Genomic DNA, 15,786 nt, shown 5'->3' on the forward strand with positions numbered 1-15,786 from the left:
TACTTATTCCTCCGCACTCCATTTTCGTTCCGACTCTTCTTCCAGCAGCTTTATTCTGAAGTGTTTCTTGCATGTCATTGCAGATGATCTATTACTTATTGTGCGGTTATTAGTTGTACACCGTATTATGGTTGACATGGCTGGTACTGCACTCTCACAGAGGCTTGTTCGTGTTGTGTGTGTTTGCTTTTTACAAGCCTGTCTTTGCCTAGACAACATAACTTTCAGGTGGTGTATCGGTGAATCATGATTTGCACCGTGGCCGGGAGTTGGCAGGAACGGAAGTTCGTACCGGGCTTATTCAGATGAGCCTGAAAGCAGATGTCGATGAGCCTGTTGAACAGATCAGGGACAAAATGCTGGAGGCTCATCTTCCCCTGATACGGCAGGCTGCAGAGAAGGGGGTTCAGGTTCTCTGTTTCCAGGAAATATTTACGCTTCCCTATTTCTGTCCAAGTCAGGACAGGCGCTGGTATAAGGCTGCAGAACGCGTTCCCTGTGGGTTTACTACCCGAAAGATGCAGGAGCTGGCGGAAAAGTACCGAATGGTCATCATTGCTCCAGTCTATGAGCAGACGATGGCAGGGGTTTATTACAATACCGCTGTCGTTATTGATGCGGATGGCAGTTTTCTGGGCAAATACCGTAAGACTCATATTCCCCAGGTTGCTGGCTTCTGGGAGAAGTTTTTCTTCAAGCCGGGGGCATCGAACTGGCCGGTGTTCCAGACCCGGTATGCCAAAGTCGGCGTTTATATCTGTTATGACCGACACTTTCCCGAAGGCTGGCGGGCATTGGCCCTGAACGGTGCTGAAATCATCTTTAACCCTTCTGCCACTGTGGCAGGTCTTTCTCAATATCTCTGGGAGCTGGAACAACCCGCCAGTGCTGCGGCAAATGGCGTGTGGATTGCAGCCGTCAATCGGGTAGGAATTGAAGTACCGTGGAATATAGGAACATTCTATGGGTCTTCTTATTTCGTGAATCCCTGGGGGCAGATTGCCGCCCGTGCCAGTGAAGACCTTGATGAGTTACTGGTACATGACTTGGATTTGTCATTGATTCCAGAGGCAAGGGACAGCTGGCAGTTCTTCCGTGACCGTCGCCCTGAACAATACGGCAGGCTTACACAGTGCGAATAGATGTCGGGCGGACATAACCTTAGTTATTCTGTTGGAGGCATGTGATGGGGCTGCTGATCAAGGGCGGCAAGGTAGTGCATCATGATCGAAGTGAAATGGCTGACGTCTATTGCGCAAACGGTGCTATTCAGTGCATTGGGCTGAATCTGGATGTTCCTGTACAAACGGAAACCGTTGATGCTCATGGTTGTCTGGTGATGCCCGGAGGTATTGATCCCCACACCCATATGCAGTTGCCATTTATGGGGACTGTAGTGAGTGATGACTTCTATACGGGGACTCGTGCAGCCCTGGCGGGTGGTACCACCATGATTATCGATTTTGTCATTCCTGCACCTCAGCAGGAGTTGATGGAGGCGTTTTCAATCTGGCGGGAATGGGCGGAAAAAGCGGCTGCGGATTACGCTTTTCATGTGGCCATCACCTGGTGGGACAAAAGCGTTCATGAGGATATGGGCACCCTGGTAAACAACGAGGGAGTCAATAGCTTCAAACATTTCATGGCCTATAAAAACTCGATTATGGCCACTGATGATATCCTGGTCGGCAGTTTTAACCGCTGTCGTGAACTGGGCGCTATTCCTACTGTTCATGCAGAAAATGGTGAACTGGTTTTTTATCTGCAACAGGAACTGCTGGCAAAAGGCATTACCGGCCCGGAAGCGCATCCTCTGTCACGTCCTCCGCTGGTGGAAGGTGAAGCCGCAAACCGGGCTATTCATATTGCTGGCACACTCGGCTCTCCTATCTATATTGTTCATGTCTCCACGCAGGATGCGGTAGATGCTATTGCTTATGCCCGGGGTCATGGGCAGGAGGTCTTTGGAGAAGTACTGGCTGGTCACCTGCTGATTGATGATTCGGTGTATCAGCATAACGACTGGTCATTTGCAGCAGCGCATGTGATGAGCCCTCCTTTCAGGCCAAAGGAACATCAGAAGGTGCTCTGGGATGCGCTGAAAAGTGGCACTCTGCAGACTACCGCGACGGATCACTGCAGCTTCTGTGCTGGGCAGAAAGCCATGGGGAGAGACGACTTCACCAAGATTCCTAATGGCACTGCCGGTGTGGAAGACAGAATGGCGGTAATCTGGGACAGGGGAGTGAACAGTGGCCAGCTATCCGTAAATGACTTTGTTGCCGTGACATCGACCCATGCTGCACAGATTTTTAATATTTATCCCCGTAAAGGCTCAATTTCTAAGGGCGCAGATGCCGATATTGTCATCTGGGACCCGGAAGCCACAAAAACCATATCCGCCAGTACACACCATCAGAATGTCGACTTCAATATTTATGAGGGCATGCAGGTACGCGGGTTACCCATAAAAACCATCAGTCAGGGCGAGCTGGTCTGGAATGAAGGCGAGCTTCATACGCCCAGAGGGCGAGGGCGTTTTATCCGAAGACCGCCATACCCTCCTGTCTATGAAACGCTGACCCGACGCAACCGGCTGTCTCAACCAGAATCCATAAAACGGGATTAATGTCTAAGATGTCTGATCATTCAAAAGTCGTTGATGGTGGTTTGCATGAACTGGATATGGATGATCGTCTAAAGGGAAGTCGGTTGTTTAATAGTAATATTGCCCCTACCCGGATAAAAGAAAGGAACTGGACGTCGGGCGATATTGCCGCACTGTGGGTTGGTATGGCGATATGTGTGCCCACCTATACCCTTGGTGGGGTTCTGACGGCATATTTTGGCCTGTCCGTTATTGAAGCGTTGATCACTATTCTGCTGGCGAATACTGTCGTTCTGATTCCGCTCTGCCTGAACGCATTCCCTGGCACCAAATATGGAATCCCATTTCCAGTCGTCCTCCGTTCAAGCTTCGGCACTATAGGCTCGAATCTGCCCTGCATGATCCGGGCAGTGGTTGCCTGTGGCTGGTTTGGGGTACAGACCCTGTTTGGTGGGATTGCTGTGCACTTGCTGTTTTCTTCATTTTCCAGTGATTGGGCCAGCCTGGGCGAAACGGGCGAAGCTATTGGCTTTTTTATTTTTATGATACTGAACCTGGTCGTAGTGATCCGTGGAGCTGACTCAATAAAAAAAATGGAAGCGTTTTCTGCTCCGCTATTACTTCTGGTGTCAGTAGGCTTAATGACCTGGGTTGTACCGAGGGTGGATATTGTTGCCCTGGTGAATGAGCCGGCAAATCGTCCAGTGAATGCGTCATTGTGGAGCAATTTTTTCGGCGGTCTTACGGCGATGGTTGGGTTCTGGGCAACCCTGTCGTTGAATATTCCGGATTTCAGTCGTTATGCTCGTTCACAGAGGGACCAGATTAAAGGTCAGATATTAGGTTTACCCCTGACCATGTTTTTTTTTGCGGCCCTGGGGGTGGTAATGACTGCAGCTACCCCTTCACTGTTTGGCCATACGATCTCTGATCCTGTACACCTTATTGGAATGGTTGATAACGCCACCTGGAAGGCAGTGGCGATGGTTTTGATTATTATCGCAACATTGTCCACCAATACCGCTGCTAATATCGTTTCTCCTACCAATGACTTTCAAAACCTGTCACCCAGGCATATTAATCACACTCGTGGCGTTATTCTGACCGGTCTGATTGGCCTGTTGCTGATGGGGTTTGAACTGCTAAAAAAAGTTGGGTTGCTGGATTCGGATATTTCAATTGAAGCGATGTACAGTGGCTGGCTGCTGACTTATTCCAGCTTGCTTGGGCCTATTGCTGGCATTATGGTGGTGGACTATTTCTTTGTAAGACGACAGGAACTTAGCGTAAAGGATCTTTATTTGTTGGATGGGGTTTATCCAAAAGTGAATATGACAGGTATGGCCGCTTTTCTGATTCCCGGCAGTTTAAGTGTATTCGCCATGATGACCGGATCACTGGCGTGGTTTTACCATTATGGCTGGTTCTGTGGATCCCTGATTGGCGGGGCTTTATACGGGTTATTTAATATCAGGCAGCTTGTCGGAGTGCCCTCTTGAGTAAATAGCAACCAGCCTGTTTTATAGGCCCAGTTTTTCAAGCAGCTCTGCAAAAGACTGCTCAATGGATTTGTTGGCAGTATCAACCCGGATTAGTTCTCGATCCCAGAGTTCATATTGTCGGTTTTGTATGGCTTTCCAGTCAGGTAACTTCAGGTTATTGACTGAACATCTGCGGCTCTTGGCGCGTTGTTGGTGCTCAACTGTGTCAGAACAGTGAATTTCGATATTGAGAAAATGAGCGCCTGTGCGGGTTGCAATTCCCTGCCATTCATCCCGTGTTAACTTAATCGGATTACAGGAGTCTGAAACAACACTGACTCCTAGTTTCAGGTTGTCCTGAACTATTCGATAGCTCAGACGATAGCCCTCACCCTCAAACTCGAGGCTGCAAAGATCCCTAAGTCCCTGCTCAACCGTATCAATGCGAATGTACATTGCGCTGAGGTGTTTTGAGAGTAGCTGAGCTAACGTTGATTTTCCTGAAGCAGGCAGCCCTGAAAAAATATACAGTATAGGAATGTTCAAATGGCCTCCATTGAGAAAATTAAAAGTGGTAGTAATCAGAAGGCCTGATGTCAGGCTTTAGTTTGTCATGTTCAGGCTATGATAATAGTTTTGTCACCAGTGATATTCTCACTCTAGAAAACGCTGGCTTCCTCATCGTATTCTCAATGGGCGATACGAGAAGGTGTTTAGTTCGTGCATATCCGATTTGAGAGGGTGCCAACAAATATCCGGAGTGCTTCAAAACTGCAGAATCTGCTCGCATTGCTTTTTTTCAAAAAGCATCCAGCGGATATCTCCGTCAATGCTAAATATTAACCGGGTACCTGGTGGTGGTAGTTCCTGAGTATCATTGGTACCATCGCTCGCTTCACTAATCAGTATATCGCGGTAGTCCTGAACAAGTACCTCGTGGCCAGATTGACGATAGTTTTCCGCCAGATCGTCTGGTGTTCGAACCTCATGAAATTCTTTCACTAGTCTGGCCATATAGTCCAGGGGGACACAGCCACCATGCCTCTCTATTGAGAACCATTCTTGGGCACCCTGCACATTGACGGTGAATATCAGCAGTGTTAGAAGCAGCATTCCTTGCATCACAGATCTCCAATTCATTGCTGGACATAGCTCATTTGCTTGTATTCAGAGAGCAAATCTCACTTCATTAGTTTTACATGTGCTTCCATCTCTTCACTGATCTGCTGGCGCATGTTCATCAGTCGGATTGCAGACTCCCGAAGATTGATGTCTTCTTCTGTCTTGGGTACCCATTCCTTAACTTTGGTTGGTTTTCCATTTTCATCAACAGCGACCATAATCACGATGCAGTGTGTTGTTAAGATATTATCGAGGTCTTTGGGGTCACTGGCCTGAACATCAATGGCTATGTGCATGGATGAGGAACCGGTATAAATCACCTTTCCCGTAACTTCAACCAGATGACCGACATGAATCGGGTGTACAAATCGAATGCCGCCTGCATAAGCAGTAATACAGTATTTGCCACTCCAGCCAGCGGCACAGGCATATGCTGCCAGATCAATCCACTTCATGACCGCGCCACCATGCACTTTCCCGCCAAAATTAACGTCACTGGGTTCAGCAAGAAAGCGGAGTGTTACTTCTCTTTTGTTTTTTTTCATTGCAGTTTTTTTCCAAACTGAGTTATCAAAATAACATTCTAATGAGTTGTGAACCTATTTAGAAAGCATGCTGTCTATGGGAAGCGAATATGTATCGTCAAAAGGCTTGAGTATGAGCAATCCAGTGATAAATGGTGGAGCCTCTTCTGTTAACGGTATACAACTGAACGGCATAGGGCAAAGTGATCCTCCCTTGGCAGATAATGCTGGTCATGCAGGTGGAACATTTCAAAATAGTACCCCGGGAGATCAGGCTAATTACCAGCCTGTTGGCGACCGTTCTCCCAATATTCATACGCCAGTTACTACTTTTATGCACCCTGAGGGGGCTCAGGGTGAAGCTGGCGAGTTTTCAGCTTTGCGCCATCCAGCTGATTCAAATGATGAGGGATCTGATGATGAAGTTTCAGACTTATCTGTTTGTGGCTCCAGTACAGGTTCAGTAGGCAGTGGAGCAAGTAGTATTGAAGAAGGTATAGAGGAACTTGCGCTAACAGCAGGTTCTGCTGAAAGTACGGCAGAGGACTCCTTCCTGCTGGAAGAACGATTGGCAGCTCTTTTGGAAAGTCTGAAGGAATTGGAATCATTGCCTGCCCAATCCAGAAAAGAAGAAGATAAGATAAGGTGTGAGAAAGAGGTTGAGGCGTTGAGTCGAGTGGCAAATGATAAAATTAAATCATGGTTTGAAAAACATTCGGAATTACTCAACAAACTAGGGCTTAATCACTAGGCCTTTCCAATACCTCTTACTGCTTAAGCTGCTACATGCCATTGATATTAAATGAACAAAAAGTCGCAAATAGCTGTAAGATGCTTAGTTTAGGTTATATGTCTGATAGACTGGGGGGGGCAGTCATTATTTTGGTGGCTGCGTAGAAGGTTTGTGATAAAGCTGTAGATGTATAAGTCACAAAAACTCAAAACATCATTTTTTTGGAAATAGCTGCGACCATTGGTTTGGGTAATATCCTTGCCAGGCGAATCAGCCATCTCAGGGAGAATGGAAAAAGATAGTCCTGTTTCTCCTTTTCCATGGCATGGATGATATGTCTGGCGGCAGAGTATTCCGATATTTCAAAAGGCGCAGGAATGCCATCATCAGAAACTCGTTCTGTGGCAACGAACCCCGGGTAGAGGGACAGAAATTTAATATTCCACTGGGCCAGTTCGATTCGGCAGGTATCCATCAACATACGACCTGCTGCTTTTGCTGCTGAGTAGGGTCCCTGACGGGGAAGCCCTAGAAACCCAGCTAATGAGTTGGTATGGGCAATCAGGCCATAGTTCTGTTTTTTCATGGCTGCTATCAACGGCAACAGGCTGTAAACCAGCGTGTTGTAGTTGATCGCCATGTTATGGAGAACCTCATTAGCCGTCGTTGATGCCATATTAAAAGCGGGGCCATCACCGACATTGATGAGTGCCGCATCAATGATGCCAAATGTATTAATAGCCAATTCAACGGCGTCTTCCATCTGTTGAGAACAGAGCGCGTCAGCGGCAATGGGTAAGCACCGACTGCCATTATTGATAATGTCTTCTGATAAGGAAGACAGAAGGTCTTCCCGACGAGCCAGTATTACAAGATTATTATCTTGCTTGCTGAGTTGCAGGGCCACCTGTCGGCCAATACCGGAAGAGGCGCCAATGATTATTATTGTTTTTTGGGTTAATGGCATGGTGAGCTATTGATAGTAACGTTAGCAAATAAAGAAATAGTCGGGAGCTGCAGTATTCTGCGTACTCTCGTTCCTATCCGGTAAGCATTCTATATTACGAGAGTTTTGGCTTTCTTCTGAATTTGCGGGTTGCGAACAGGCCAAGTAACGATAAAAAGAATAGGGTGTCAACGATCCCTAACGAACCACCGCCAGAATAGCCGGGTTTGTAGGTGACTCTGGCCTGACTGGGATTGTCTTTCAGGGAGGCCTTGAATTGATCCAGCTCTGCTTTCAGGTTCTCGATCATGACGGTGGAGGCATCTTCAAATCCTTTGAGGCTGTCATTCCGGAGCTCTTTACTTCGGTTGACCGGTGTTGAACTGCCCGAAATCTGGCTGGTTCCGGGCGCCCGGAACAACATTTTTTTACTGTCAATATCGTACACCACTGTATCCATCAGTGTGCTGGTGTCATTCTCCTCGCCTGAAACAATATAAGCGCCGACAATGGTCCAATAACTGAGAGATAGCAGTCCTTCATCTGAGAATTGAACCTGGTCATAGGAAACCAGGGCAATGATATCGATGCCGTACATGGTTTTAATTTGAGATAAGTTGGAGAATCCACCCTGAGGAGTCAGGTAGGCTGTCGGTATGATCTCTATATCACTGACAAACTCCAGACTTTTAAAATGCTCAGCAACGTTTTCCAGAAGCTTCATTTTTCTGGCTTCGCTCAATGCGCCTGAATAGTTCTCTCCTGTCCAGAAGTTACTCACATATCCACGGTTACTGCTCTCTGGCACAAAGGCAATACCAACTCGGGAAGGAATTTTCAGGTGTGGAATGGAGGGTTCGACAAGCATATTGTCAGACTCGGGGTACAGGTAATCCATCACACTGCTTCGGGTACCAACCTTCTGGTGGCTGGTGCAGCCTGAGATGAGTGCGGTGGCCAATATAAGGGCGATCGATACCATCCTGGATGTGTACTTGTTATTCATCTTTCCATCATTACCCGATTCGAAGAATTGTTATTGGAGACGTATTTATTTTTCAGGCTGATCGCTATCCATTGATTGATCGTGTTTCTATGTCTGATGCTATTTTTCTACCTGAAAAGTAATCGTCGTTTATTTATGCAGGGCTTATGCGTCGTAAGGCAAAAAACCATGGTAACAGAACTTATTCGGAAGGTAATGAGGATCGTCAAAAGGCCAGTTGGTAACGCCTCCTCGTCAGAGCGATAGCTTTAAAGCAGGGGGATAAACTGGAAGACAATAAGAAAAGCACAACAATACGAAAACATGACTTCGTATCCCTGTGCCTAATATTTTTCAGGTCAGGCTGATTTTTATCAACTCAGTGGAATGTTTCATCCGGTTCATCGGGCTGGGAGTACGTTAGCTCATCAGGCGTCTGCTCAATAGTCTCAGAGTCTTCGATTGAAGGAACTGCTGACTCATTTCCTGCCGCTTCTGCATTCTGCGCTTTATCTTCTTCCAGCTCCAGGGCAGGTACTTTCTGCTTCTTTATCAAGTCATTAAAGCCCGTAGGCAGCTCGGCTTCCATGGCATCCAGTTCATCGAACAGTTCCTGGGCTGAACGTTCCTGGATAACTTCCTGATCAGCCATTTCGGGTTGCTCTAATGTGCCACCCGCTTCAGCGAGTGCTTCGGCAATTTCTGGAGGTATCTCCAGTGACTTGGCGATTTCTTCCAGATCCCGAATTTCCGATAGTGGTGGTAACTCGTTGAGGTTCTGAAGGTTGAAGTAATCCAGAAACTGCCGTGTGGTCGCAAACATAGCCGGCCTTCCGGGTACATCCCGGTGACCAACGACCCGGACCCACTCACGTTCCTGCAGGGTGCGAATAATATTACTGCTGACGCTGACACCTCGAATATCTTCAATTTCCCCACGGGTTATGGGTTGTCGGTAGGCGATCAGAGCCAGGGTTTCCAACAGGGCACGGGTATAGCGCTGTGGCTTCTCGTCCCAGAGGCCGCCAATCCAGGGTGCCATGGCCTGACGAACCTGAAAGCGAAAGCCGGAAGCGACCTGTTTCAGTTCAAAGGCCCGACCCTCACAGGCTTCGGATACCTTAACCAGTGCTTCGCGGATCTCATTCCCGTCGGGGCGCTCTTCTTCTGGAAAGAGGGCGGCCAGTTGTTCGATGTTTAATGGGCGGCTGCTGGCCATGATGGCCGCTTCCAGAATCAGTGAGAGTTCGGGTTTTTCGCTCATTTATTCAATCCGTGCTTTCACATGAATCGGTCCAAAGGGTTCGCTTTGCACCAGTTCGATCAGGGATTCCTTGATCAGTTCCATAATGGCCATAAAGGTGACCACTACGCCCAGTCGACCTTCGCTGACCCGATAGAGCGCGACAAATGGGGTGAAGCGTTCGGGGGAGAGCATGGCAAGAACCTCACTCATCCGTTCTCGAACGGAAAGTGCTTCTTCCGCCACATGGTGGTGCTCAAACATATCCGCCCGGCGCATGACCTCACTGAGGGCAACCAGTATGTCTTGCAGGTCAACATCCGGATGTGTCTGGACCCGCTCATAATCAGGCGCCTGAACTTTTGAAGGCCAGGTATCCCGTCCCATTCTCGGCAGCTCATCCAGATCTTCGGCCGCTTGCTTAAATCGCTCGTACTCCTGCAGGCGTCTGACCAGCTCTGCACGAGGATCTTCTTCTTCCTCTTCAGCTTCTGTGGTTCGTGGCAACAGCATCCGGGATTTGATTTCCGCCAGCGTTGCAGCCATAACCAGATATTCTGCAGCCAGCTCAAACTGGGAACTCTCCATCAGTTTGACGTATTCCATGTACTGATGAGTGATCTGGGACACCTGGATATCGAGAATATCCATGTTATTACGTTTGATCAGATAGAGCAGAAGATCCAGAGGGCCTTCAAAGGCTTCCAGGAAGACTTCCAGGGCATCCGGTGGAATGTAGAGATCGTCAGGCAGCTTGGTGAATGGTTGACCCTTAACCAGCGCCAGCGATTTTTCCACTTTTTCAAGTGCAGCGGAAACGGTTTCGGCTTCCGATGGGGCTGGCGTCTGTTCTGGTTGTTCGGCCACGGCTTCCGTCGTGGTCATGGGCAGTTCACCTCTTGCTGGGCCGTTGCCTCTACTGGGATACAGAGGTTGGACGGCTTATTTGCTAATCAGTTCCATCATGCCTGCTTGAGGCGGTGTCTGTCTAGAGGGGAGTTACCGTGGGAAGGGGAGTTGTATTTAGTGTCAAAGACACAGAGGCTTTGGTTCTTCTGTGTCTTTGTTACTCACTGTCTCTGTTCCAGGTATTTATGATTAACGGTAGTGAAGTCCCATGGCATCACGGACTTCCTTAAGGGTGTCCTGGGCTTCATCCCGGGCTTTCTCACACCCTTCGGTAATGATGCTCTTGACCACATCCTGGTTATTTTCCAGTTCCAGGGCTTCAATTCGTATGGGTTCCAGCTCTGACTGAACCGCTTCAATTAACGGCTTTTTGCAGTCCAGACAGCCGATACTGGCACTGGCACAGCCACTCTGAACCCAGTCCTGACGTTGCTGGTCTGAATAGAGCCTGTGGAATTGCCACACCGGACACTTCATGGGGTCGCCTGGGTCATTCCGACGAATACGTGCTGGGTCCGTGGGCATTTTCCGGATCTTGGCGTCCACCTCATCAGCACTTTCTCTGAGACTGATGGTGTTGTTGTAAGACTTGGACATTTTCTGCCCATCCAGTCCAGGCATTCTGGCTTGAGGTGTCAGCAAGGCTTGTGGTTCTGGCAGAATCACCTTGCCGGTACCTTCCAGATAGCCGAAGAGACGCTCCTGGTCACCCAGGGTAATATTGTTCTGTTCTTTCAGCAGCGCCTTGGCCGTCTCCAGAGCTTCTTCATCGCCTTTTTCCAGATAGGTTTTACGAAGCTTTCGGTATATTTCACCCTGTTTCCTGCCCATTTTTTTGATGGCCATTTCGGCATTCTGCTCAAAACCGGGCTCACGACCATAAAGGTGGTTAAAACGACGGGCGATTTCCCGGGTAATCTCCACATGAGCTTCCTGGTCCGCACCTACAGGGACACTGCCAGCCCGATAGGCCAGAATGTCAGCACTTTGAAGGAGTGGATATCCCAGGAAACCATAGGTGGAAAGGTCTTTCTCTTTGAGCTTTTCCTGCTGGTCTTTATAAGTGGGGACCCGTTCCAGCCATGAGAGGGGAGTCATCATCGAAAGCAGCAAGTGAAGTTCAGCGTGCTCCGGTACCCGGGACTGGATAAATATGGTGGAAGAGCCTGGGTTAACACCAACCGCCAGCCAGTCTGTGACCATGTCCAGCATGTGTTGCTGAAGGTGCTGGGTATCTTCATAGTGCGTGGTCAGTGCGTGCCAGTCAGCTACGAAGAAGAAGCAATCGTATTCGTGTTGCAGTGCCAGCCAGTTTTTCAAAACACCGTGATAATGGCCAAGATGTAATCGGCCAGTGGGTCGCATACCAGATAAAACACGCGACTGAGGGTCTACAGCGCTCAAAGGGCTCTCCCGAGTTCGTCCTGAGAGGACAGGGTACGACAGTTTTAATCTAGGGGAAAGAGGAGGCTATGAGCTAGCCCTGTTTAAAACAGGAAACGTTATCTTCGATCTTATAAGCTCATGCTTAATGTTTATTATTTGGGTATTAATGATTTGGTTACAGTGCAATTATTTTTATTATCTGCTAGGTGTGATGCTGTTTCATTGGAGTGGATTGCAATTAGAAAATAAATATTAACCGGATGAATATTTTTTGAAATTAACTGTCTTAACTGCGCCTTATTCTAATAATTTCATCGTGAGAGAAAAAGATGCGACCAGCTACTGCACCTGACGCAGGAGGTAAGTTGTGGGTATTGAAAAGTGAATTGGAAACTCAAGCTTCATCCACGAAAGTATCCAAAGAAACAATTAAAGCCGCGACAATCATTACACCAAAAGTCGAATTTGAAACTTTGAGTTCTAAACATAACAAAAGGGTTGAGGACAGGAAAATAACGCTTGAGGATCAAGTGGCGAGATTGCCGTTTTTAAATAGCCACCAAAAAGTCAGGCCTTCGATAAGGCTTACCCGAGAAGCTAGGACGACTGATAAACAGAAAGAAAAGGTGGTTGATCGTCTTGATAATCATGAAGGAAAACTGGTGGAAATGGCAGCTGGTTTAGGGAGAGACATAGATATGCATTGGGCCAATGTAAAAAAACAGTTGCCGAGTGTCGTTAAGGCTTGTCCGTCAGGGTATGAAATATCGACTGATCTGGAGGATGAGTTTTCTCTTATTGAAGAAAGTATGTCCCATTTGATCAAAATAAACAGAGAGTATCGTGCGCATATTCTTTCAACGTACCCTTCTGACAGAAAGTTTGAAAAATTGCATTTACGGATTAAAAAACTTGAAAAAGAGTGTGAAGGAAAACCACCAGAAGTTCTAATGAAAAAGATGATTGAGCGGGGCTTGCCTGAAACAGTACCCGATTATACTGGAGCAGGGTTAAAAGCTAACTCTTTTGATGAGTTATGGGAGATCGAATCGAAGGAGGTTCGCACAAAACTAATTCCATATCAGCTGGCAAGGTTTGATGCATGTCAAGGGTTTAGTCATCAAAAAGTTATAGGGGAAGAAGGCTATAACGATAAGGCGATAGAAACCTGTTATCGGAAGTATCTTCAGGATCATTTGAAACTTTTAATGTATCTTTTTCATGGTTCAGTAGCTACTGAGAAGTGTAAGGCTAAGCCAGAAACAAAAACTGAACCTGAAATAACATCAGATTATGATTTTCCTGACCTGTTAAGCCAGGTTGGAAAAGACTCTCTGCCTTTAATCGTAAATTCACTTGCTTATTTAAAGGTTGAAGATTGGCGGATAACTACTGCTGAACAAGTGGTTAGTTATAAGGAAGTGTTGCTTTTATGGCTTGATATGTTTGATATTGATCTTCATGATATGTCAGACCTTACTGCCAGACTTGTTGTCCTTGTAACCCTCAAGGAGTATGGTGATGCTTTATCTCTGTTATCATTTATAATTAAGGTTTTTTCCATTGGGGATTATAAATACTCGGAAGCTGATCATTTACTGAGCGCTTTCTATAAGATGGTAGAGTATGAAATGCTGCTATCATTAGATGTTCATAAAGGCTATCAGAATGGGCGTGAGTTTTATAAAGTATTTTGTGAGTTTTATCAGTTCGTTCAGTGTCTGGAAACATTAAAAAAAGATTCTGAACCTCTTTCAGAAAAACCTCCACTGGAAGTTTATAAAGGTTGGCAACACCAATTTGAGGTTTACTTGGATAAATGCAAAACTAAAAGTACTCTATATGAACAGTGTGCCAAGGAGCTTATTGAGGAAGGTGAAGCTGAAAAATTAGCAGAAGCTGAAAAATTAGCAAAAGAGTTAATGCTGCAGAGAGCCATGACTGCCCGTAAGTTGGCTAAGATTAAGAATAGAAAACGGGGGAGGAATAAAAAAAATGAAAAAGCCACGACCACGCAGTCTGGAGTAAGAACCAGTAAAAAAGAAGCGTGTAATCAGAAAGTAGCAGATCACAGTAATGCTGATTTTAATAATCCAACAGTGATTAAAATGATTGACTGGTATTTTCTTCACCGGAAAAAGCTAGAGCCCCATACGATTATCCAGTATTTGAAATCCATACTGAGTGACGATTTATTAAATCTGGCCCTGTCTCCTGAACAAACAGCTGAATGTTATTACTCTTTATGCGATATTGCTCATGTTTCTGTCCATTCTTTTCTGAAAACAAGTGCTCATTATGAACACTGTATTGAAGTCACTAAAAAAGCGCAGAAAAAAAATATGTTAACTTCAGATAAGAAAGGGAGTGGAAATACCAGTACTCAATTAAAAAGAGCTGTGGTTTTTTATGCCAGTGCAGAGCAGTTCCTTCCTGATATTCTGGTAGTGATAACTGATGCCACTAGAGATTTTTTTCATTTTTATCAGAGTCACAAGGAACTTGAATTAACAATGAAAGAATCTTACTCATACATTATGCAATGTTTAAATGAGCTTGAACCCCTGGTTGGTGATATTCTTGGGAAATGCAGGATTGTTAGCGACTTATTTGCACAGAGGAAAAAGATTCTAGAGTCTAGTGGTAAAATGAGAGTAAATAAAGAAAGTGAACTCTCAAAATTAGTTCGAGATTGTTCAAAAAAATTAGGTAGTAAATCTTCAGAAATAAAAGATATTTTATCTGAACTCATGACGTTAGGAAAGGGGGGGAATGAAAACTTGTGTTCTGGGACACTGGAAAAGCTAGAAGTTACCTGTCAGGCGAAGAGCGATAATACAGTACTGCCAATTGCGGAGGCAGCACCAGTTCATATTCATCCAGTATTTGAAGGCTCAGGTAATCCTTTGGAGGTCACATCAAAAAACTGCGCTCAGGGCGTTATAGAGCATGTCCACGCAGACCAGGAGTCCGCTGATGTTCAACAGGTTGTTACAGTCATGCCGCAGGATACTATTGACTTGTCGTTTACTCAGGCTGATACCGAGCTTTCTATCAAGAGCCCAATATTTGACAGTGACGCTGATATAGCATCCAGCAAGCTTGTTGAAGTACATTCATTTTTGGATGATAAAAGCGTAGTTAAATTAAAAGCGACCAGTCTCTTTTTGTCTTGCCTTGGTGAGTTATTTCACAGAACTATCTACCGTAAAGATGCGTATTTATTTGGATCCCTGTCCAGGAATATCCAGTTAGGAAATGTGCGAATAAAAGCACTCTCACCTTTGGTAAGTCATGGTATTAGTGGTGATGGTTTTGGCAAAAGGGAGTTGTTCGAAGTTTCCTCAGAATCTAATGACTGTTTTAGAGATGTAGATCTTAAATGTACCTTAAATGCATATCTGAAACTATTGGCTCTATTTAAAGAGATGTGTAATAAACACCATTTTTTTTATAAGGAAACAACAACAGCTCCTTCAATCAGTGTTTTTTCACTTCCTGAAACAAAAGTTATTACGGTGTTTGATGTAGGTAGTAGAAAAATGATTCTCACTATACAGGCAAATATATATTCCTGTGAGTCACTGATGAGAAATAATATCGTTTTTCCAAGTGTTATAGGCTGTTTTTTTGACCAGCCGGTGCCTGCAGTTCCCTGTCTTTCCATAATTGGTGAAGTAAAGTGTTGGATCGAGAGTATGAAACTAACTTTGGGAGTTTTGCATGGTTCAGAAAAAGTTCTAAATGGTATTGGTTTTTATAGAATGTTGATTATTGATAAATTTGACACTGTTGATGAACAGTGGTCTGGTGTACTGATGAGGGGTGCTCTCTCAATTTGATAACTGA

Annotated in this window: 13 protein-coding genes; 5 read left to right on the forward strand and 8 right to left on the reverse strand. The window is 45.9% G+C overall.

Translation table 11 applies throughout. The annotated features are described in order from the left end of the window. Positions 1-305 precede the first annotated feature (305 nt). From ACOCLE_RS05050 to ACOCLE_RS05060, 3 genes are read left to right on the forward strand one after another with little or no spacing between them, the layout of a single operon-like run. Positions 306-1,142: a nitrilase-related carbon-nitrogen hydrolase gene (locus tag ACOCLE_RS05050; RefSeq protein ID WP_419537152.1), complete on the forward strand. Its 837-nt coding sequence runs from the start codon at positions 306-308 to the stop codon at positions 1,140-1,142. 44 nt (positions 1,143-1,186) lie between these two features. After that, positions 1,187-2,629: a dihydropyrimidinase gene (hydA, locus tag ACOCLE_RS05055; RefSeq protein WP_419535775.1), complete on the forward strand. Its 1,443-nt coding sequence runs from the start codon at positions 1,187-1,189 to the stop codon at positions 2,627-2,629. 8 nt (positions 2,630-2,637) lie between these two features. Beyond that, positions 2,638-4,107, forward strand: a complete 1,470-nt coding sequence (locus ACOCLE_RS05060; RefSeq protein ID WP_419535776.1) for an NCS1 family nucleobase:cation symporter-1 — start codon at positions 2,638-2,640, stop codon at positions 4,105-4,107. Positions 4,108-4,128: 21 nt separating this feature from the next. Here ACOCLE_RS05060 and ACOCLE_RS05065 read toward each other — a convergent pair whose 3' ends face one another. The 3 genes from ACOCLE_RS05065 to ACOCLE_RS05075 all read right to left on the reverse strand — a co-directional run bounded on the left by ACOCLE_RS05065 (position 4,129) and on the right by ACOCLE_RS05075 (position 5,756). Continuing rightward, the gene (locus tag ACOCLE_RS05065; RefSeq protein ID WP_419535777.1) at positions 4,129-4,635 is read right to left on the reverse strand and encodes an AAA family ATPase; all 507 of its coding nucleotides are present in this window, start codon (positions 4,633-4,635) and stop codon (positions 4,129-4,131) included. 219 nt (positions 4,636-4,854) lie between these two features. Further along, positions 4,855-5,211, reverse strand: a complete 357-nt coding sequence (locus ACOCLE_RS05070) for a hypothetical protein (RefSeq protein ID WP_419535778.1) — start codon at positions 5,209-5,211, stop codon at positions 4,855-4,857. Positions 5,212-5,270: 59 nt separating this feature from the next. Then, positions 5,271-5,756 (reverse strand): acyl-CoA thioesterase, encoded by a 486-nt coding sequence (locus tag ACOCLE_RS05075; RefSeq protein ID WP_419535779.1) that lies wholly within the window; start codon positions 5,754-5,756, stop codon positions 5,271-5,273. Positions 5,757-5,868: 112 nt separating this feature from the next. Here ACOCLE_RS05075 and ACOCLE_RS05080 point away from each other — a divergent pair, with 112 nt between their 5' ends. Then, positions 5,869-6,486, forward strand: coding sequence for a hypothetical protein (locus tag ACOCLE_RS05080; RefSeq protein ID WP_419535780.1), 618 nt, complete (start codon positions 5,869-5,871; stop codon positions 6,484-6,486). A 187-nt stretch (positions 6,487-6,673) separates the two neighbouring features. Here ACOCLE_RS05080 and ACOCLE_RS05085 read toward each other — a convergent pair whose 3' ends face one another. The 5 genes from ACOCLE_RS05085 to ACOCLE_RS05105 all read right to left on the reverse strand — a co-directional run bounded on the left by ACOCLE_RS05085 (position 6,674) and on the right by ACOCLE_RS05105 (position 11,916). Continuing rightward, a complete protein-coding gene (locus ACOCLE_RS05085; RefSeq protein WP_419535781.1) occupies positions 6,674-7,435 on the reverse strand; it encodes an SDR family NAD(P)-dependent oxidoreductase in 762 nt (253 codons plus the stop codon). A 94-nt stretch (positions 7,436-7,529) separates the two neighbouring features. Further along, on the reverse strand, positions 7,530-8,420 hold the full coding sequence (rhlP, locus tag ACOCLE_RS05090) for a rhombotarget lipoprotein (RefSeq protein ID WP_419535782.1): 891 nt from the start codon (positions 8,418-8,420) through the stop codon (positions 7,530-7,532). A gap of 358 nt (positions 8,421-8,778) precedes the next feature. Then, positions 8,779-9,663 carry an SMC-Scp complex subunit ScpB gene (gene scpB, locus ACOCLE_RS05095; protein ID WP_419535783.1) on the reverse strand — a complete coding sequence of 295 codons (885 nt, stop codon included), beginning with the start codon at positions 9,661-9,663 and terminating at the stop codon, positions 8,779-8,781. Continuing rightward, a complete protein-coding gene (locus ACOCLE_RS05100) occupies positions 9,664-10,527 on the reverse strand; it encodes a segregation and condensation protein A (protein WP_419535784.1) in 864 nt (287 codons plus the stop codon). 213 nt (positions 10,528-10,740) lie between these two features. Next, complete coding sequence (locus ACOCLE_RS05105) at positions 10,741-11,916, reverse strand: tryptophan--tRNA ligase (RefSeq protein WP_419537153.1); 1,176 nt, start codon at positions 11,914-11,916, stop codon at positions 10,741-10,743. 350 nt (positions 11,917-12,266) lie between these two features. Here ACOCLE_RS05105 and ACOCLE_RS05110 point away from each other — a divergent pair, with 350 nt between their 5' ends. Continuing rightward, positions 12,267-15,779 carry a hypothetical protein gene (locus ACOCLE_RS05110; protein ID WP_419535785.1) on the forward strand — a complete coding sequence of 1,171 codons (3,513 nt, stop codon included), beginning with the start codon at positions 12,267-12,269 and terminating at the stop codon, positions 15,777-15,779. Positions 15,780-15,786: the final 7 nt, after the last annotated feature.

The sequence above is a fragment of the Endozoicomonas sp. genome, from assembly GCF_965196975.1.
Taxonomy (GTDB): domain Bacteria; phylum Pseudomonadota; class Gammaproteobacteria; order Pseudomonadales; family Endozoicomonadaceae; genus Endozoicomonas.

What these genes read in the sequence shown, in the direction of transcription:
- hydA (WP_419535775.1), top strand. Translation starts at nt 1,187, where the DNA reads ATGGGGCTGCTGATCAAGGGCGGCAAGGTAGTGCATCATGATCGAAGT.
- ACOCLE_RS05110 (WP_419535785.1), top strand. Translation starts at nt 12,267, where the DNA reads ATGCGACCAGCTACTGCACCTGACGCAGGAGGTAAGTTGTGGGTATTG.
- ACOCLE_RS05060 (WP_419535776.1), top strand. Translation starts at nt 2,638, where the DNA reads ATGTCTGATCATTCAAAAGTCGTTGATGGTGGTTTGCATGAACTGGAT.
- ACOCLE_RS05105 (WP_419537153.1), bottom strand. Translation starts at nt 11,916, where the DNA reads ATGCGACCCACTGGCCGATTACATCTTGGCCATTATCACGGTGTTTTG.
- scpB (WP_419535783.1), bottom strand. Translation starts at nt 9,663, where the DNA reads ATGAGCGAAAAACCCGAACTCTCACTGATTCTGGAAGCGGCCATCATG.
- ACOCLE_RS05050 (WP_419537152.1), top strand. Translation starts at nt 306, where the DNA reads ATGAGCCTGAAAGCAGATGTCGATGAGCCTGTTGAACAGATCAGGGAC.
- ACOCLE_RS05075 (WP_419535779.1), bottom strand. Translation starts at nt 5,756, where the DNA reads ATGAAAAAAAACAAAAGAGAAGTAACACTCCGCTTTCTTGCTGAACCC.
- ACOCLE_RS05070 (WP_419535778.1), bottom strand. Translation starts at nt 5,211, where the DNA reads ATGCAAGGAATGCTGCTTCTAACACTGCTGATATTCACCGTCAATGTG.
- ACOCLE_RS05100 (WP_419535784.1), bottom strand. Translation starts at nt 10,527, where the DNA reads ATGACCACGACGGAAGCCGTGGCCGAACAACCAGAACAGACGCCAGCC.
- rhlP (WP_419535782.1), bottom strand. Translation starts at nt 8,420, where the DNA reads ATGAATAACAAGTACACATCCAGGATGGTATCGATCGCCCTTATATTG.
- ACOCLE_RS05080 (WP_419535780.1), top strand. Translation starts at nt 5,869, where the DNA reads ATGAGCAATCCAGTGATAAATGGTGGAGCCTCTTCTGTTAACGGTATA.
- ACOCLE_RS05085 (WP_419535781.1), bottom strand. Translation starts at nt 7,435, where the DNA reads ATGCCATTAACCCAAAAAACAATAATAATCATTGGCGCCTCTTCCGGT.